Origin of the sequence: Actinomadura sp. WMMB 499, from assembly GCF_008824145.1 — a bacterium.
GTDB lineage: Bacteria > Actinomycetota > Actinomycetes > Streptosporangiales > Streptosporangiaceae > Spirillospora.
The window spans coordinates 161,463-175,954 of record NZ_CP044407.1 but is presented as its reverse complement, the minus strand read 5'-3'; the positions used below and the strand labels follow the sequence as shown (position 1 = coordinate 175,954).

General features: G+C 75.1%; 14 protein-coding genes and 1 pseudogene. 6 read left to right on the top strand and 9 right to left on the bottom strand.

Features of this window, described 5'->3' with window-relative positions; genetic code table 11:
• Positions 1-2: 2 nt before the first annotated feature.
• Positions 3-1,154, bottom strand: coding sequence for an acyl-CoA dehydrogenase family protein (locus F7P10_RS00845; protein WP_151007609.1), 1,152 nt, complete (start codon positions 1,152-1,154; stop codon positions 3-5).
• Between the two features lie 673 nt (positions 1,155-1,827).
• Positions 1,828-2,160: a DUF3099 domain-containing protein gene (locus F7P10_RS00840; RefSeq protein ID WP_151007608.1), complete on the bottom strand. Its 333-nt coding sequence runs from the start codon at positions 2,158-2,160 to the stop codon at positions 1,828-1,830.
• Positions 2,161-2,228: 68 nt separating this feature from the next.
• On the opposite strand from F7P10_RS00840, the gene F7P10_RS00835 reads away from it, so the two are divergent.
• A complete protein-coding gene (locus F7P10_RS00835) occupies positions 2,229-2,441 on the top strand; it encodes a dodecin (RefSeq protein WP_151007607.1) in 213 nt (70 codons plus the stop codon).
• Between the two features lie 78 nt (positions 2,442-2,519).
• Here the strand turns inward: F7P10_RS00835 and F7P10_RS00830 are convergent, their stop codons facing one another.
• Both F7P10_RS00830 and F7P10_RS00825 read right to left on the bottom strand, forming a co-directional pair.
• The gene (locus F7P10_RS00830; protein ID WP_151017750.1) at positions 2,520-3,899 is read right to left on the bottom strand and encodes a metallopeptidase TldD-related protein; all 1,380 of its coding nucleotides are present in this window, start codon (positions 3,897-3,899) and stop codon (positions 2,520-2,522) included.
• Positions 3,900-3,904: 5 nt separating this feature from the next.
• Positions 3,905-5,404, bottom strand: coding sequence for a TldD/PmbA family protein (locus F7P10_RS00825; RefSeq protein ID WP_151007606.1), 1,500 nt, complete (start codon positions 5,402-5,404; stop codon positions 3,905-3,907).
• Positions 5,405-5,592: 188 nt separating this feature from the next.
• Between F7P10_RS00825 and F7P10_RS00820 the strand changes: the two genes are divergently transcribed.
• Together F7P10_RS00820 and fabI are read left to right on the top strand one after the other, a co-directional pair.
• On the top strand, positions 5,593-6,297 hold the full coding sequence (locus tag F7P10_RS00820; protein WP_151007605.1) for a beta-ketoacyl-ACP reductase: 705 nt from the start codon (positions 5,593-5,595) through the stop codon (positions 6,295-6,297).
• A 4-nt stretch (positions 6,298-6,301) separates the two neighbouring features.
• Positions 6,302-7,090, top strand: coding sequence for an enoyl-ACP reductase FabI (fabI, locus tag F7P10_RS00815; protein ID WP_151007604.1), 789 nt, complete (start codon positions 6,302-6,304; stop codon positions 7,088-7,090).
• Positions 7,091-7,167: 77 nt separating this feature from the next.
• Here the strand turns inward: fabI and F7P10_RS00810 are convergent, their stop codons facing one another.
• The 4 genes from F7P10_RS00810 to F7P10_RS00795 all read right to left on the bottom strand — a co-directional run bounded on the left by F7P10_RS00810 (position 7,168) and on the right by F7P10_RS00795 (position 11,181).
• Positions 7,168-7,347, bottom strand: a complete 180-nt coding sequence (locus F7P10_RS00810) for a hypothetical protein (RefSeq protein WP_151007603.1) — start codon at positions 7,345-7,347, stop codon at positions 7,168-7,170.
• 110 nt (positions 7,348-7,457) lie between these two features.
• On the bottom strand, positions 7,458-7,913 hold the full coding sequence (locus tag F7P10_RS00805) for a hypothetical protein (RefSeq protein WP_151007602.1): 456 nt from the start codon (positions 7,911-7,913) through the stop codon (positions 7,458-7,460).
• Between the two features lie 170 nt (positions 7,914-8,083).
• Complete coding sequence (locus tag F7P10_RS00800; protein WP_254716869.1) at positions 8,084-9,841, bottom strand: helix-hairpin-helix domain-containing protein; 1,758 nt, start codon at positions 9,839-9,841, stop codon at positions 8,084-8,086.
• 386 nt (positions 9,842-10,227) lie between these two features.
• Entirely contained in the window at positions 10,228-11,181 is a 954-nt protein-coding gene (locus tag F7P10_RS00795) for an aldo/keto reductase (RefSeq protein ID WP_151007600.1), read from the bottom strand.
• A 212-nt stretch (positions 11,182-11,393) separates the two neighbouring features.
• On the opposite strand from F7P10_RS00795, the gene F7P10_RS00790 reads away from it, so the two are divergent.
• Complete coding sequence (locus F7P10_RS00790; protein ID WP_151007599.1) at positions 11,394-12,029, top strand: hypothetical protein; 636 nt, start codon at positions 11,394-11,396, stop codon at positions 12,027-12,029.
• Positions 12,030-12,096: 67 nt separating this feature from the next.
• On the opposite strand, the gene corA is transcribed toward F7P10_RS00790, so the two are convergent.
• Positions 12,097-13,068 (bottom strand): magnesium/cobalt transporter CorA, encoded by a 972-nt coding sequence (gene corA, locus F7P10_RS00785; RefSeq protein ID WP_151007598.1) that lies wholly within the window; start codon positions 13,066-13,068, stop codon positions 12,097-12,099.
• Positions 13,069-13,174: 106 nt separating this feature from the next.
• On the opposite strand from corA, the pseudogene F7P10_RS00780 reads away from it, so the two are divergent.
• A pseudogene (locus F7P10_RS00780) lies at positions 13,175-13,816 on the top strand (MSMEG_4193 family putative phosphomutase); the annotation flags it as partial.
• A 105-nt stretch (positions 13,817-13,921) separates the two neighbouring features.
• Positions 13,922-14,467 (top strand): DUF3090 domain-containing protein, encoded by a 546-nt coding sequence (locus tag F7P10_RS00775; RefSeq protein ID WP_151017749.1) that lies wholly within the window; start codon positions 13,922-13,924, stop codon positions 14,465-14,467.
• Positions 14,468-14,492: the final 25 nt, after the last annotated feature.

Genomic DNA, 14,492 nt, shown 5'->3' with positions numbered 1-14,492 from the left:
CCTCAGACCTGGATGTCCTTGGCGATGATGGTCTTCAGCACCTCGCTGGTGCCGCCGTAGATCCGGGTGACCCGGGCGTCGGTGTACAGCCGCGCGATCGGGTACTCCAGGATGTAGCCGTAGCCGCCGTGCAGCTGCAGGCACTTGTCGACGACGCGCTGCTGCACCTCGGTGCAGAACAGCTTGGTGACGGCGGCGTCGGCGGGGGTGAGCTCCCCGGCGTCCAGCGCCTCGATCGCGCGGTCGATGAGCGAGCGGGCCGCCTCGACCTCGGTGGCGCACTCGGCCAGCACGAACTTGGTGTTCTGGAACGAGGAGACGGTCTTGCCGAAGACGGTGCGCTCCTGCACGTACTTCTTGGCGAACTCGACGGCCGCGGCGGCGGACGCGTAGGAGCTGGTGGCGATGCCGAGGCGCTCCTCGGCGAGGTTGTGGGTGAGGTACTCGAACCCGCGGCCCTCCTCGCCGAGCAGGTCCTCGACGGGGACGCGCACGTCGCTGAACGACAGCTCGGCGGTGTCGGAGCTGCGCAGCCCGATCTTCTCCAGCTTGCGGCCGACCGCGTAGCCCTCGCTCTTGGTGTCGACGGCGAGGATCGACAGGCCGGCGCGGCGGTTCTCGGGCGTGGCGGGGGAGGTACGGGCGACGACCAGCATCCGGTCGGCCAGGACCCCGCCGGTGATGAACGTCTTAGCGCCGTTCAGCACGTAGTGGTCGCCGTCGAGCTTCGCGGTGGTCTGGATGCCGGCGAGGTCGGAGCCGGTGCCCGGCTCGGTCATCGCGATGGCGGTCATCATCTCCCCGGAGATGAACGGCGGCAGCCACCGCTTCTTCTGCTCCTCGCTCGCGTACTTGAGCAGGTAGGGCAGGACGAGGTTGACGTGGACGCCGTAGCCGCCGAAGCTCACCCCGGCGCGGGCGCACTCCTCGGACACGACGGCCTGGTACTTGAAGCTGGTCTCGCCGGCGCCGCCGTACTCCTCGGGCACCTGGATGCCGAACACGCCCAGCTCGCCGAGCTTGTTGTAGAACTCGCGGGGCGGGTGGCCGGCGGCCTCCCACTCCTCGTAGGAGGGCGCGACCTCGGCCTCGATGAAGTCCCGGATCGTGTCCCGGAACGCCTCATGGTCCTCGTTGAACAGGGTGCGGCGCACGCTGTGCCCCTTTCGCGGTAACTGCGGATCGCGTCGCCGGCGGAACGCCGACTGTTTTCGAACTTCGTTCTAGAACGGCATTGTAGCCCCCGTGCCGGGGACGGCGCCCGCGGCGCAGTCGCCCGCCGCCGGGACGGGTGGGACGGACGGGACGGCCCGCGGGACGGCCGGGGCGTCCGGCGCGCGCTGCGATGCCCCGGTGCCGGCGCCCGCGCCGGGCCGGGCATGGGACGACCGACGGTTCTCGCGCGCGGACGCTTCTTCGGCGCGCGGGTCGTCCGGGAATGGTTCGTTCTCGCGCCGAACGAGCGCTAGGGAATTCTTCGCCGCCGTCGTACGGGCGTCCCTTCGGAAAGGTTCACCCCGCGCGGGTTTCGGTTCCTGGCCGGACCAGGTCACGGCCGCCGGTTGCGCGGGCGCGCGCGGTGTGCCCGGCGGTGCGCGGGGACGGGCGCGGCGCCGGGCGGCGCGTCAAGATCAGGCTAGGGGACGGGCGGGAGAGGTTCCCGGAACGTGAAAAGCGGCGCCGGGTGGATACGGGGGCAATCCACCCGGCGCCGCGTCATCGGTGTTCCGACGGGGGCCCGGAACACCGGCAGAGGCGCTCCGACGGGGGACCAGAGCGCCGGTACAAATCGTACACCGAAACCCCCCGCGGTTAGTCAAGAGAATGTCACGACCGGATTTCCGGTCGCCGTCCGGAAATCGGCTTCTGTTCCGCCCGCTGCGCGTCGTCGAAGCGCGCCGCCGCCGTCGGCTCCCGCCCGCCGTTCGCGAAGATCACGCTGATGTAGGGCAGGAACAGCGCCCCGACCACCATCAACCCCACGAGCCAGAACGGGGCCCCGGCGACCGCGCTCAGCACCGCGCCGACGAAGCACCCGGTCCGGATCCCCATGGACAGCAGGTAGCGGCGCTGCCGGTGCCCGATGTCCTCCGACATCGGCCGGGGCGCGTTCGTGACCGTGTAGACCTGCTCGGTCTCCCGGCGGTGATTGAGCTTCACGTTTCCAAGGTAAGCCCATGACGTCCGACATACGACAGTAGGACGGTCAAGACATCGGGAGGATCGAGATGACCGATCGCACCTACCGGGTGACCGAGATCGTGGGCACCTCGCCGGAGTCGGTGGAAACCGCCATCCGCAACGGGATCAAGCGCGCGAACGAGACACTGCGCCACCTGGACTGGTTCGAGGTGAAGGAGGTCCGCGGAGTGATCGAGGACGGCGATGTGGCGCACTTCCAGGTCACGATGAAGATCGGCTTCCGGCTCGAGGACGCCTGAGGGGCGCCGCCGCGCCGCGGCCGGGCCCGGGGTCTCCCGGGCCCGGCCGCGGCGCTCTCCGGCCTTCTGGGGCCGCTCCTAGGAGGCCTGGGAGACGGTCGACATGTTGAAGTCGCCGACCCGCAGGGCCGGCATGGCGGCGCGGGTGAAGTAGTCCGACCACTCCCGCGGCAGCGTCGGCTCGGTCCGCCCGGCCTCGGCGATCCGCCCCAGCAGGTCGACGGGGCTCTCGTTGAACCGGAAGTTGTTGACCGCCCCGACGACCTCGCCGTCCTCGACGAGGTACACCCCGTCGCGGGTGAGGCCGGTCAGCAGCAGGCTCTGCGGGTCGACCTCGCGGATGTACCACAGGCAGGTCAGCAGCAGGCCCCGCTCGGTGCGGGCGACCATCTCCTCCAGGGACGCGCCGCCGTCCGGGCCGGTCATCGCCAGGTTGTCGATCGACGGGGTGAGGGCCAGGCCGGTGCGGTCCGCCGAGTGCCGCGTCTGCGTCAGCGCGTTCAGGGTCCCGCCGCTGATCCAGTCGGTGGCGCCGAGGGCGACGCCGTTGTCGAACACCGACGACTCGCGCCCGGACGCGTGCGCGACGACGAACGGGGCGCACTCCATCCCGGGGGCGGCCGGGTCGCTCGACAGCGTCACCGGCACGTTCGACAGCCGCTCGCCGACGCGGGTGCCGCCGCCCGGCGCGCTGAACACCGTCCGCCCGTCCGCGGCGTCCTGCGCGCCCGCCGACCAGTACAGGTAGACCATGAGGTCGGCGACCGCGCTCGGCGGCAGGATCGTCTCGTAGCGCCCGGCGGGCAGGTCCACGCGCCGCTTCCCCCAGTCGAGGCGGCGCGCGAGGCCGGCGGCGAGGCCGTCGACGTCCACGTCGGCGAAGTCGCGGGTGCCGACGCCCGCCCACGCCGAACCGCCCTCGCCCTTGGCGTTGAGCTCCAGCAGCCCGGTGGGCTGGTCGTGGCGGGCGCGCAGCCCGGCCGAACTCCCGACGAACGTGGACGTCAGCACGTGGTTCGCGAACCCGTACAGGCGCCGGTCGGCGGCCTGCGCGGCGGCGAACGCCTCGCCCAGCGCGGGCGCGACCCGCTCGAACACGCCGATGCCGGTCTCGGCGGGGTCCTCGTCCCAGCCCCCGGCGCCCGCCGGGGGCTCGGCGACGAGCGGCGCGGCGTCCTCGGCGGGCGCGTTCCCGGCGGCGTCGGCCTCGGCCGCCCGCACCAGGTCCTCGATGCCGCCGGCGTCGACCGCCGCCCGCGACACCACGCCCGCGGCGACGCCGCCGCCGGTCTCGCGCAGCGCGATGACGGTGAGGCGCCCGGAGCGGGTGACGCCGTTGGTGGTGAGGGTGTTGCCCGCCCACCGCAGGTTCGCGGTGCTCGTCTCGTCGGCGATGACGACGCAGTCGTCGGCGCGCGACAGCGCGAGCGCCTTCTCGACGGCGTCCTGCGGCCTGATCGTGCTCACTGCCCGCCCTCCTTCACCGTGTTGAGGATGTTGACGCCGCGGAACAGCGCGGACGGGCAGCCGTGGCTGACCGGCGCGACCTGCCCGGGCTGGCCCTTGCCGCAGTTGAACGCGCCGCCCAGCACGTAGGTCTGCGGGCCGCCCACGGCCTCCATGGAGTTCCAGAACTCGGTGGTGGTGGCCTGGTAGGCGACGTCGCGGAGCTGACCGGCCAGGCGGCCGTTCTCGATCCGGTAGAAGCGCTGCCCGGTGAACTGGAAGTTGTACCGCTGCATGTCGATCGACCAGCTCTTGTCGCCGACGATGTAGACGCCGTTCTCGACGCCGCCGATCAGCTCGTCGGTGGACGGGCCGCCGGGCGCGGCGGCCAGCGACACGTTCGCCATCCGCTGGATCGGCATGCTGGACGCGGCGTCGGCGAACGCGCACCCGTTGGACCGGTCGGCGCCGGTGAGGCGGGCGATGCGCCGGTCGGTCTGGTAGCCGGTGAGGACGCCGCCGGAGATGATGTCGAACGCCTGCGTCGCCACGCCCTCGTCGTCGTAGCCGATGGTGGCGAGGCCGTGCTCGGCGGTTCGGTCGCCGGTCACGTTCATGACGTCCGACCCGTACTTCAGCTCGCCCAGCAGGTCGGGGGTGGCGAACGAGGTGCCCGCGTAGGCGGCCTCGTAGCCGAGGGCGCGGTCCAGCTCGGTGGCGTGCCCGATCGACTCGTGGATCGTCAGCCACAGGTTGGACGGGTCGACGACGACGTCGTAGCGGCCCGGCTCGACCGACGGGGCGGCGAGCTTCTCGGCGAGCAGCTCGGGGATGCGGGCCAGCTCGCCGTCCCAGTCCCAGTGCGCCCCGGTCAGCCACTCCCACCCGTACCCGGCGGGCGGCGCGATGGTGCGCATGGTGTCGAAGGCGCCGCCGGCGATCCCGACGGCGTTGACGACCGGGTGCAGCCGGACCCGCTGCTGGGTGGTGACGGTCCCGGCGAGGTCGGCGAAGAACTTGTTCTCCTTGACCTGCAGCAGCGTGGCGTCCACGTGGTCGACGCGGTCGTCGCCGAGCAGCCGCCGCGACCAGTCCGTGAGCAGCGCGACCTTGTCGCCGGTGGGGACGTCGAACGGGTCGGTCTCGTACGCCGACACCCAGGTCCGCTCCCCGTGGACGGGTTCGGGGGCCAGCTCGATCGGCTCGCGGTTGACCGGACGGGCGACGGCGGCGACCTCGATCGCCTGCTCGGCGACGCGGGCGGCGCCGCCGGGCGTCAGGTCGATGCCGGCGGCGAACCCCCAGGTGCCGTCCTTGACGACCCGGACCGACAGCCCGACGTCGTCGGCGTCCAGTGCGGTCTCCAGGGCGGCGTCGCTCAGTCGGAGGGTCTGGCTGCGGATGCGCTCGAGGCGGAAGTCGGCGTGCTCGGCGCCCAGTGCGCGGGCCCGGGACAGGGCCGCGTCGGCCAGCGCGCGCAGCGGCAGCGCGGTGAAGGCGGGATCGATGTCATGCACCCTTGGCAACCTACCGCCCGGACCCCCGCGGGGACCCGCCAGCACGCCCGAACAAACCGGCCTCGGCGGATCTTGTCGGATCGGCACATCTCCATCCTCCGCGCGGGCCGCTAGGTTGGTGCGCTGTCATCACCGGACGACGGGTCCCGCGGCCCGCGCACCGCAAACAAGTCGACGAGAGGGTCGTGATGAGTCGCTCTGTCCTCGTGACCGGGGGTAACCGGGGCATCGGCCTGGCGATCGCCCGCGAACTCGCCGCCGCCGGAGACGCGGTAGCCGTGACCTACCGGTCCGGCGAGCCGCCGGAGGGCCTGTTCGGCGTCAAGTGCGACGTCACCAGCGCCGAGGACGTGGACGCCGCGTTCGGGAAGGTCGAGGCCGAGCAGGGCCCCGTCGAGGTGGTCGTGGCCAACGCCGGGATCACCAAGGACACCCTCCTGGCGATCATGAGCGAGGAGTCGTTCACCTCGGTCCTGGACACCAACCTGACCGGCGCGTTCCGGGTCGCCAAGCGCGGCGTGAAGGCGATGATGCGCAAGCGGTCCGGGCGGATCGTGCTGGTGTCGTCGGTCGTGGGCCTGATGGGGTCGCCGGGGCAGGCGAACTACGCGGCGTCCAAGGCCGGCATGGTCGGGTTCGCCCGGTCGCTGGCCCGCGAGCTGGGCTCGCGCGGCATCACGGTGAACGTGGTCTCGCCCGGGTTCGTCGACACCGACATGACGCAGGTGCTCACCGAGGACCAGAAGACGGGCGTCCTGTCCGCGATCCCGATGGGGCGGATGGCGCACCCGGACGAGGTCGCCAAGGCCGTCCGGTTCGTGGCGAGCGAGGACGCCGGCTACATTACCGGGGCCGTGATCCCGGTCGACGGCGGCCTGGGGATGGGGCACTGAGAGCATGGGAATCCTCGAAGGCAAGCGCATCCTGGTCACCGGCGTCCTCACCGACGCCTCGATCGGCTTCCACATCGCCCGGATCGCGCAGGAGCAGGGCGCCGAGGTCGTCCTGACCGCCTACCCGCGCCCGACCCTCACCGCGCGCACCGCCAAGCGGCTCCCGTCCGGCCCCGACAACGTGCCGCCGGTGCTGGAACTGGACGTCACCGACGCGGCGCAGCTCGAGGGCCTCGCCGACAACCTGCGCGACGCCGGGTTCGACCGCCTGGACGGCGTCGTCCACGCGATCGGGTTCGCGCCGCAGACCGCGCTCGGCGGCAACTTCCTCGACACCCCGTGGGAGGACGTCGCGACGGCCGTGCACGCGTCGGCGTACTCGCTGAAGTCGCTCACGATGGCGTGCCTGCCGCTGATGAAGGACGGCGGCTCGGTCGTCGGCCTCGACTTCGACGCCACCAAGGCGTGGCCCGTCTACGACTGGATGGGCGTGGCGAAGGCGGGCCTGGAGTCGTGCTCCCGCTACCTGGCCAAGTACCTCGGCCCGCAGGGCATCCGCGTCAACCTCGTCGCCGCCGGGCCGCTCGGCACGATGGCGGCCAAGAGCATCCCCGGCTTCGAGGGCATGACGGAGCTGTGGCCGAAGGCGGCGCCGCTCGGCTGGGACATCAAGGACTGCGAGCCGACGGCGCGCGCCTGCGCGATGCTGCTGTCGGACTGGTTCCCGGCCACGACGGGCGAGATCGTCCACGTGGACGGCGGCCTGCACGCGATCGGCGGCGTCTCCGACTGACGGCGGCGGCGCCCGTCCGGGCCCGGCTCCCGCACGGGAGCCGGGCCCGCCGCGTTCGCGGGACGGGACGGCCCGGCTCAGCGGCGGCCGCGGGCCCGGGAGCGGGCCGCGGGCCCGGGCCGGGCGGCGGCCGCGGCGTGCCGGCCGCGGACGACGCGCCCGGCGACGCTGAGGTGCAGCGCGGCGACGGCGCCCGCGGACCCCGCCGCGGCGGCGACCCACACGGCGCGGTCCGTCCGCTCGCTCGCGGCCGACACCGGCGAGACGAGGCGGGTCTGCGGCCGCGCCGCGACCGGCTCGGGCGCGACCTCCGGCGCGGGCAGGACGTCGTCCGGCGTCTCGGGGGCGGCGGGCGCCTCGCCGCCCGTCAGGGCGGACGGTGCCCGCCCGGTGAGGCCCTCGAGATCGGGCGGGGCCGCGCCGCCCGCGCCGCCCGAGCCGCCCGCGCCGCCCGAGCCGCCACCGGCTCCCGCGTCCGTCCCGCTCCGTTCGGGTTCGGGTTCGGGGCGGGCTTCTCGGGGATCTCGGGCCGGTCCGGCTCACCCGCGGGCTCGGACGGCTCCGGCGGCGCCGACGGCGACGGGGGATCCGACGGGCTCGGGGAGGGGCTGTCGGGGGTGAGGGACTCGCGGATGTTGCCGAGCCGGCACTTCCAGTTCTCGATCGTGCTCGCCGGGTCGGTGCCCTCCTTGCACACCTCCGCCGTCCCGGCCGCGTGCGCGGCGGGAGCGGCGAGCAGGAAGGTCAGGGCGCCCGCCGAGACGGCCGCCGACGCGGTACCCGCTCGCGCGAGCCGCCTCGCTCCGGATCGCCGTTGGGGCATGTCGCTCCTCCGGGGGTCGACGCCGTGCCCGGTTGCCCGGGGGCCGGGCTCGGGACACGGCGGTCACGGTCAGGATCCGCGCCACTTGGACCGATCCTGCCCCGGGGAACACCATCGGTAAACCCGCATCGACAGTGAACACTTACCAGTGAACACTTACCGGTGGCGGGTCACCGCGTCACGAGCCGCGCCAGCCGCGTGCGCCGCGCGGGCGCGCCGGTCTCCCGCACGGCGCGCGCCAGCGCCGGGCCGGCCGCCTGCACGACCGACAGGTGCCGCACGGCCGTCCCGAACGCGGTGACGGCCAGGGGCCGCGACAGCCCGGCGTCCGGCAGGACGGCGACGACGGCGGGCCGCCGGGTCCCGCGCCCCAGCGCGGCGGTGACGGCCCAGCCGTGCCGCAGCCGGGCCGCGTCGGCGGGCGACAGCACGGCCGGACCGGCGGGGAACTCGACGTCGAGCCCGTGCGGCCCGCCGCCGGTCACCGCGCCGGTCTCGCCGAGCGGGGCGTGCGGCAGCGGCGCCGCCACGACCACCCGGTCACCGGGGTCGAACCCGCCGAACGCGCCCGGGCCGGGGTTGAGCCGCTCCTTCAGCGCGGCGTTCAGCGCCGCCGCGCCCGCCGGGCCGCCCGCCGCGACCGCGACGACCTGGACGTCCGCCACCGGGATCTCGAGGGCGCGCGGGATCGAGTCGCCGACCAGCTGCACGGCGCGGTGCACCGCCTCGCCGGGATCGGCGGCCGGCACGATCACGACCTCCCGCCCGGGGGCGTCCACGGCCGGCAGGTCACCGGCCCGCACCGCCTCGGTCAGCTCCGCGACGGGCCCGCCGGGCGGCGTCGCGTCCAGCTCCACGACCGGGACGGTCTCCGACTCCGCCAGGTCCTCCAGCGGGCGGCCCGGCCCGGCGGGCGGCAGCACGCCGGGCTCCCCGCACAGCACCAGATGGGCGCCGTCCGGGCAGGCCTCGGCCAGCACGGCGCACAGCTCGACGTCGAGCGCCGCGGCGTCCGCGACGATCAGCAGGTCGAGGTCGAACGGCCGCTGCTCGCCGCGCCCGTAGACGACCGTCCCGGGCGCGGCGGACGGGTCGTGGACCGGCTCGAGCAGCCGGTGCAGGCTCGCGACGACCGGCCCGGCGCCGTCCGCGCCGGTCCCGCCCGTCCCGTCCGGCGCGGGCAGGGCGGCGGCCATGCCGGCGGCGGCGCGGTCGGTGGGCGCGGCGACGGCGGCCCGCACGCCCCGGGACGCGGCCGCGCGCGCGATGCCGACGGCGGTGCGGGCGAGGTCGCCGGGCGTGCCGCGCAGCACGCTGACGCCGGTGCCGAGCGCGGCGGTGAGGGCGAGGGAGCGGTCCTCGGCCAGGCGGCCGCGCAGGCCCCGGACGGACGCGTCGTCCAGCAGCGGCCCGGCGGTCGCGGTGAGCCGCTGCAGGCCCTCGGCCGCCGCCTCCTCGGCCAGCGCCCACCGCGCGACGCCGAGGTTCTCCTCGGGCTCGGGCGGCCCGGCGCCCCCGCCGGACGCGTCGTCCCCGGGTTCCTCTCCGAACTCGTCCCCGAACTCGTCCTCCTCGGTGAGCGGCACGACCTCGCCCTCGTCCAGGGCGGCTTCGACCGCGCCGCGCGGGTCGGCGACGCCGAGCCCCGCCAGCCCGTCGAGCACGGCGGCGAGCGGGGTGACGGTGTGGCCGTCGCGGGCCGCGCCGGTGAGCAGGTGCAGCGCGAGCGCCCCGCCGCGGCGCGGGTCGTCCGGGCGGACGCCCGGGCCGAGGAGCGCGCGGGCGAAGTGGTCGGCCTGCTCGGGCCGGACCCCGGGCACGCGCAGCAGCCGCCACGGGTCGGCGCGGAGCCGGGCGGCGGCGGCCGGGCCGAGCCGCGCCGCGGTGCGGGCGGCGAGCGCCGCGGGCGTGCTCGTCTCGGCGAACAGCGCGGTGAGGGCCCGCAGGCCCTCCTCCTCGCTCGGCAGGGGCCCGGACGGCTCCGCCGGGCGGGCCGGCGGGGGCTGCGCCGCGGGGAGGTCCCCTCGGGCGGGCCGCCGGGCGGGCCTTCGGGCGGGCCTTCGGGCGGGCCGGCGGGCCGGGGCGGGCCGTCGGCGGGCGCCGGATGGTTGCGCCGCGCGCTCTCCTCGGCGGCGCGCATCACGGCCGCGGCGCGCGCCGCCCGCTCGGCGGCGGACTCGTCGGCGCCGCCGGGGGCGGGCCGGTCTCCAGGTGCAGGGGTGTCGGTCACGTGCTTCCCGTCACGGCTGTTCACGGTGCTCTTCACGGTGGGGGCGGCGGACCGTCCCGAGGGTGCCACGGACGGCCCGTCCGGTCACGCAGGCGGAGGGGACATGTCGGAGACGTCGTCCAGGGCGGCCCGGATCTCGCCCGGCAGCGTCAGGTCCTCGCTCTCCAGCGCCGCCGACAGCTGCGCGGCCGTCCGGGCCCCGACGATCGGCGCGGCGACCCCCGGCCGGTCGCGGACCCAGGCGAGCGCGACGCTGAGCGGGGAGACGCCGAGGCCCTCGGCGGCGGTCACCACCGACTCCACGATCCGGCCGCACTCCTCGTCCAGGTAGGGCAGGACGAAGTCGCCGTACTGGGCGCCCGCGGCGCGGGACCCGGCGGGGATCCCGGTGCGGTACTTGCCGGTGAGGACGCCGCGGCCGAGCGGCGACCACGGCAGCAGGCCCGCTCCCGCGTCCACCACCGCCGGGACGACCTCCCGCTCGATGTCGCGGCGCAGCAGCGAGTACTCCAGCTGCGCCGACACGATCGGGGCGCGGCCCGGCCACGCCTTCTGCCAGGCGGCGGCCTTCGCGATCTGCCAGCCGGCGAAGTTCGACACCCCCGCGTAGCGGGTGCGGCCCGACGCGACCGCCTCGTCCAGCGCCGACAGCGTCTCCTCCAGGGGCGTCGCCGGGTCGTACACGTGCAGCTGCCACAGGTCGACGTGCTCGAGGTCCATGCGGTCCAGGGAGGCGTCCAGTGCGCGCAGCAGGTGCCGCCGCGACCCGTCGTAGCGGCCGTCCGGCCGGATCGCCGCCTTGGTGGCGACGACGAGCCCGTCCCGGTCCACCAGCTCCCGCAGCAGGTGCCCGAGGATCTGCTCGGCGCGGCCGTCGCAGTAGACGTCGGCGGTGTCCACCAGGGTGCCGCCGGCCTCGGCGAACGCGACGAGCTGCGCCGCGGCCTCGTCGGGCTCGGTGTCCTCGCCCCAGGTCATGGTGCCGAGGCCCAGCCGGGACACCAGCAGCCCGCTCCGCCCCAGGTGACGCTCCTTCATAGGCGGCCAATGTATCGGTCATCGCGGACGCGTCATTCCGCGCCCGCCCGCGCGGCCCGCCGCGCCGGGGCGGGGCGGGAGCGTTCCGGGCCGTGCTTTTCGTCTCCGGGTGAGCGTTTCGGCGGCGCGTTCGATCACCCGCGCACGAACCCGCCGCGAACACCGCGCCGAGTCTATTGCCGCGGGACGCCGCCGGGTTAGAGTGCGGCGCCATGGCACCACCCCCGTTCTCGATGTACTCGCCGAAGGGCCCCGGGGACGACGGCGCGGCCGGCGTCGCGGCGGGCCTCGCGCCGGTGTACGGGGCCGGGCCGGACGACGCCCCGGGCTACCTGGCCTCGCTGCGCGGCGGGACGGTGCTGGGGCGGCTGCGCACGATGATGCTGGTGCTGCTGGCCGCGCCCGTCCTCATCCTGGCGATCTCCCCGCTGATCGTCGCGGACGGCGGCGGCCCCGCCGGCGACGCCGGGCCGTGGCCGTACCTGGCGCTCGCGGTCCTCGCGCTGCCCGCGCTGCTCGCCGGGCCCCGCACCCCGCTCCCGATGCCGCCGGGCGGGACGCGCGGCGACGCGGCGGGGCGGGCGCTGCTGCTGTTCCGGCAGGCGGTGCTGCTGCGTTTCGGGCTGGCCCTCGGCGTCGTCCTGGTGGGGCTGCCGCTGGCGATGGCCGGGGAGGGCGAGCTGATCTTCGTGGCGGGGTTCGCGCTCGGGTACCCGCTGCTGGTCCGGCTGGCACTGCCGACTCGCGGCGGGGTGGAGCGGATCCGGCGGCGGCTGGAGGAGCACGGCGCCGAGTCGCACCTGTGGGCCGTCCTGCTCGCCCCGCAGCCCGGCCCGGACGGCCGGTGACCCGACCCGGTGCCTACCGGTCGGAGTCGGCCGGTCGGCCGGGTCGGCCCGTCGGTCGGTCGGCCGGTCAGAGCCAGCCGCTCTTGCGGAGCCTGCGGAACAGCACCGTGATGACCGTCGCCATCACCACCAGCACCGCCGGATATCCCCAGGTCCAGTGCAGCTCGGGCATGTGGTCGAAGTTCATCCCGTAGATCCCGGCGATGGCCGTCGGCACCGCGATGATCGCCGCCCACGCCGAGATCTTGCGCATGTCGGCGTTCTGCCTGCTGCTCACCAGCGCCAGGTGCGCGGTCAGCACGCTGTTCAGCAGCTCGTTGTGCGCGTCGACCTGCCCGTCCACGCGCAGCAGGTGGTCCAGGACGTCCCGGAAGTACTCCCGGGTCCCGGCGCACTCGGGGACGCGGCCCTTGACGATCTCCTGCAGGACCGGGACGAGCGGGTCCTCGGCGCCGCGGAACTCCAGCACCTCCCGCTTGAGCGAGTAGATGTCGGCGGTGACGTCGCGCGCGTCCGGGTCGAACACGGCCCGCTCCAGACCGATGATGTCGACCTCGACCTCGTGGGCGATGACGCCGTACCGGTCGACGACCTCGTCGCACACCGCGTACAGCACGGACGTCGCGCCGTGGCGCAGCATCCCGGGGTCGCGCTCCAGCCGCCCGCGCACCGGCCCGAGCGGGTTTCCGGCGCCGTGCCGGACCGTCACGACGAAGTCGTCGCCGAGGAAGACCATGATCTCGCCGACCTCGATGTCGGAGGTCGCGTCGATGTAGGTCAGCGTCTTCAGCACGATGAACAGGGTGTCGTCGTAGCGCTCCATCTTGGGCCGCTGGTGGGCGCGGACGGCGTCCTCGGCGGCGAGCGGATGCAGTTCCAGCTCGTCCTTGACCAGCTGGAACTCCGCCTCGTCGGGCTCGAACAGGCCGATCCACACGAAGCTGTCGTCGTCCCGGCGGGCGCTCGCGAAGGCGTCGCGGATGTCGCCGCCGATGTCGTGCCGGGTCCCGCCCGCGTAGATGGCCTTGTCGACGATCACAGGACGATTGTCGCGCATCCGCGCGGCGCCGCCGCCGCGGGCGCACGAGGCCCGCGGCGCCCCCGGCCGATCATGCCGGTGCGGAGGATTGCGTAGAGTGCCGACTGTGACGACCCTTCTCCTGGTCCGGCACGGCCTGACCGAGATGACCGGGCCGATGCTCGCCGGGTGGACGCCCGGGCTCGGCCTGGACGAGCGCGGCCGCGCGCAGGCCGCGGCCCTCGCCCGCCGGCTCGCCGAGCTGCCCCTGGCCGCGATCGTGTCCAGCCCCCTGGACCGCTGCGTGCAGACCGCCGAGGCGGTCGCCGCCGGCCGCGCCGGCGCCGCCGCGACCGTCCGCACCGACGAGCGGTTCGGCGAGGTGCACTACGGCGACTGGACGGGCCGCCGCATCGAGGACCTGGCCAAGGAACCGCTCTGGCGGGTCGTGCAGAGCCACCCGAGCGCCGCCGAGTTCCCCGGCGAGGACGGCGAGTCCCTCGCCGCCGCGCAGCACCGCGCCGTCGCCGCCGTCCGCGACTGGAACGCGCGGATCGCCGCCGAGCACGGCCCGGACGCCCTGTACGCGGTGTGCAGCCACGGCGACATCATCAAGGCCGTCGTCGCCGACGCGCTCGGCCTGCACCTGGACCAGTTCCAGCGCATCCACGCCGACCCGGCGTCCCTCACCGTCGTCCGCTACACCGAGCTGCGCCCGTTCGTCGTCCGCGTCAACGACACCGGCGGCGACGTCGCCGGCCTCGTCCCCGAACCGCCGGCGGAGGGCGCGCCGGGACGGCGGGGGACGGTTCCGGGAAAGCCGGACTCGGGTCCAGTGACGCGGTCGTCGGCGGCGGCGCGTAGGGTCGGTGTCATGCCCGTCATCTCCTACGATCTGCCGGAGCGGTTCGTGGCCGGCGCCGTCGGGCGGCCCGGCGACCGCGCGTTCTACCTGCAGGCGCGCTCGGGCCGCCGCGTCACCAGCGTCGGCCTGGAGAAGTTCCAGGTGACGCTGCTGGCCGAGCGGCTGGAGGAGCTGCTGGACGAGGTGCTGCGCCGCAGCGGCGGCGACGCGCCCGTCCCGGCGGTGGCCCCGTCGGAGCTGCGCGACGACGGCCCGCTCGAGCAGCCGGTGGAGGAGGAGTTCCGGGTCGGCACGATGGCGCTGGCCTGGGACCCCGAGGAGCACCGGGTCGTGATCGAGGCCCAGGAGGTCACCGAGGGCGAGGACCCGGAGGTCGGCGAGGACGATCCCGCGATCGTGGTGCTGCGGGTGCGGATCAGTCCGGAGCAGGCCCGCGCGTTCACCGAGCGGGCCCTGAAGGTCGTCTCCGCGGGCCGTCCGCCGTGCCCGCTGTGCGGGCTGCCGCTGGACGCCGAGGGGCACGTGTGCCCCCGGCAGAACGGGTACCTCGGCTGACATGGCGCGCCCCGGACCCCCCGTC

What these genes read in the sequence shown, in the direction of transcription:
- F7P10_RS00835 (WP_151007607.1), top strand. Translation starts at nt 2,229, where the DNA reads ATGACCGATCGCACCTACCGGGTGACCGAGATCGTGGGCACCTCGCCG.
- F7P10_RS00820 (WP_151007605.1), top strand. Translation starts at nt 5,593, where the DNA reads ATGAGTCGCTCTGTCCTCGTGACCGGGGGTAACCGGGGCATCGGCCTG.
- fabI (WP_151007604.1), top strand. Translation starts at nt 6,302, where the DNA reads ATGGGAATCCTCGAAGGCAAGCGCATCCTGGTCACCGGCGTCCTCACC.
- F7P10_RS00805 (WP_151007602.1), bottom strand. Translation starts at nt 7,913, where the DNA reads ATGCCCCAACGGCGATCCGGAGCGAGGCGGCTCGCGCGAGCGGGTACC.
- F7P10_RS00795 (WP_151007600.1), bottom strand. Translation starts at nt 11,181, where the DNA reads ATGAAGGAGCGTCACCTGGGGCGGAGCGGGCTGCTGGTGTCCCGGCTG.
- F7P10_RS00790 (WP_151007599.1), top strand. Translation starts at nt 11,394, where the DNA reads ATGGCACCACCCCCGTTCTCGATGTACTCGCCGAAGGGCCCCGGGGAC.
- F7P10_RS00775 (WP_151017749.1), top strand. Translation starts at nt 13,922, where the DNA reads ATGCCCGTCATCTCCTACGATCTGCCGGAGCGGTTCGTGGCCGGCGCC.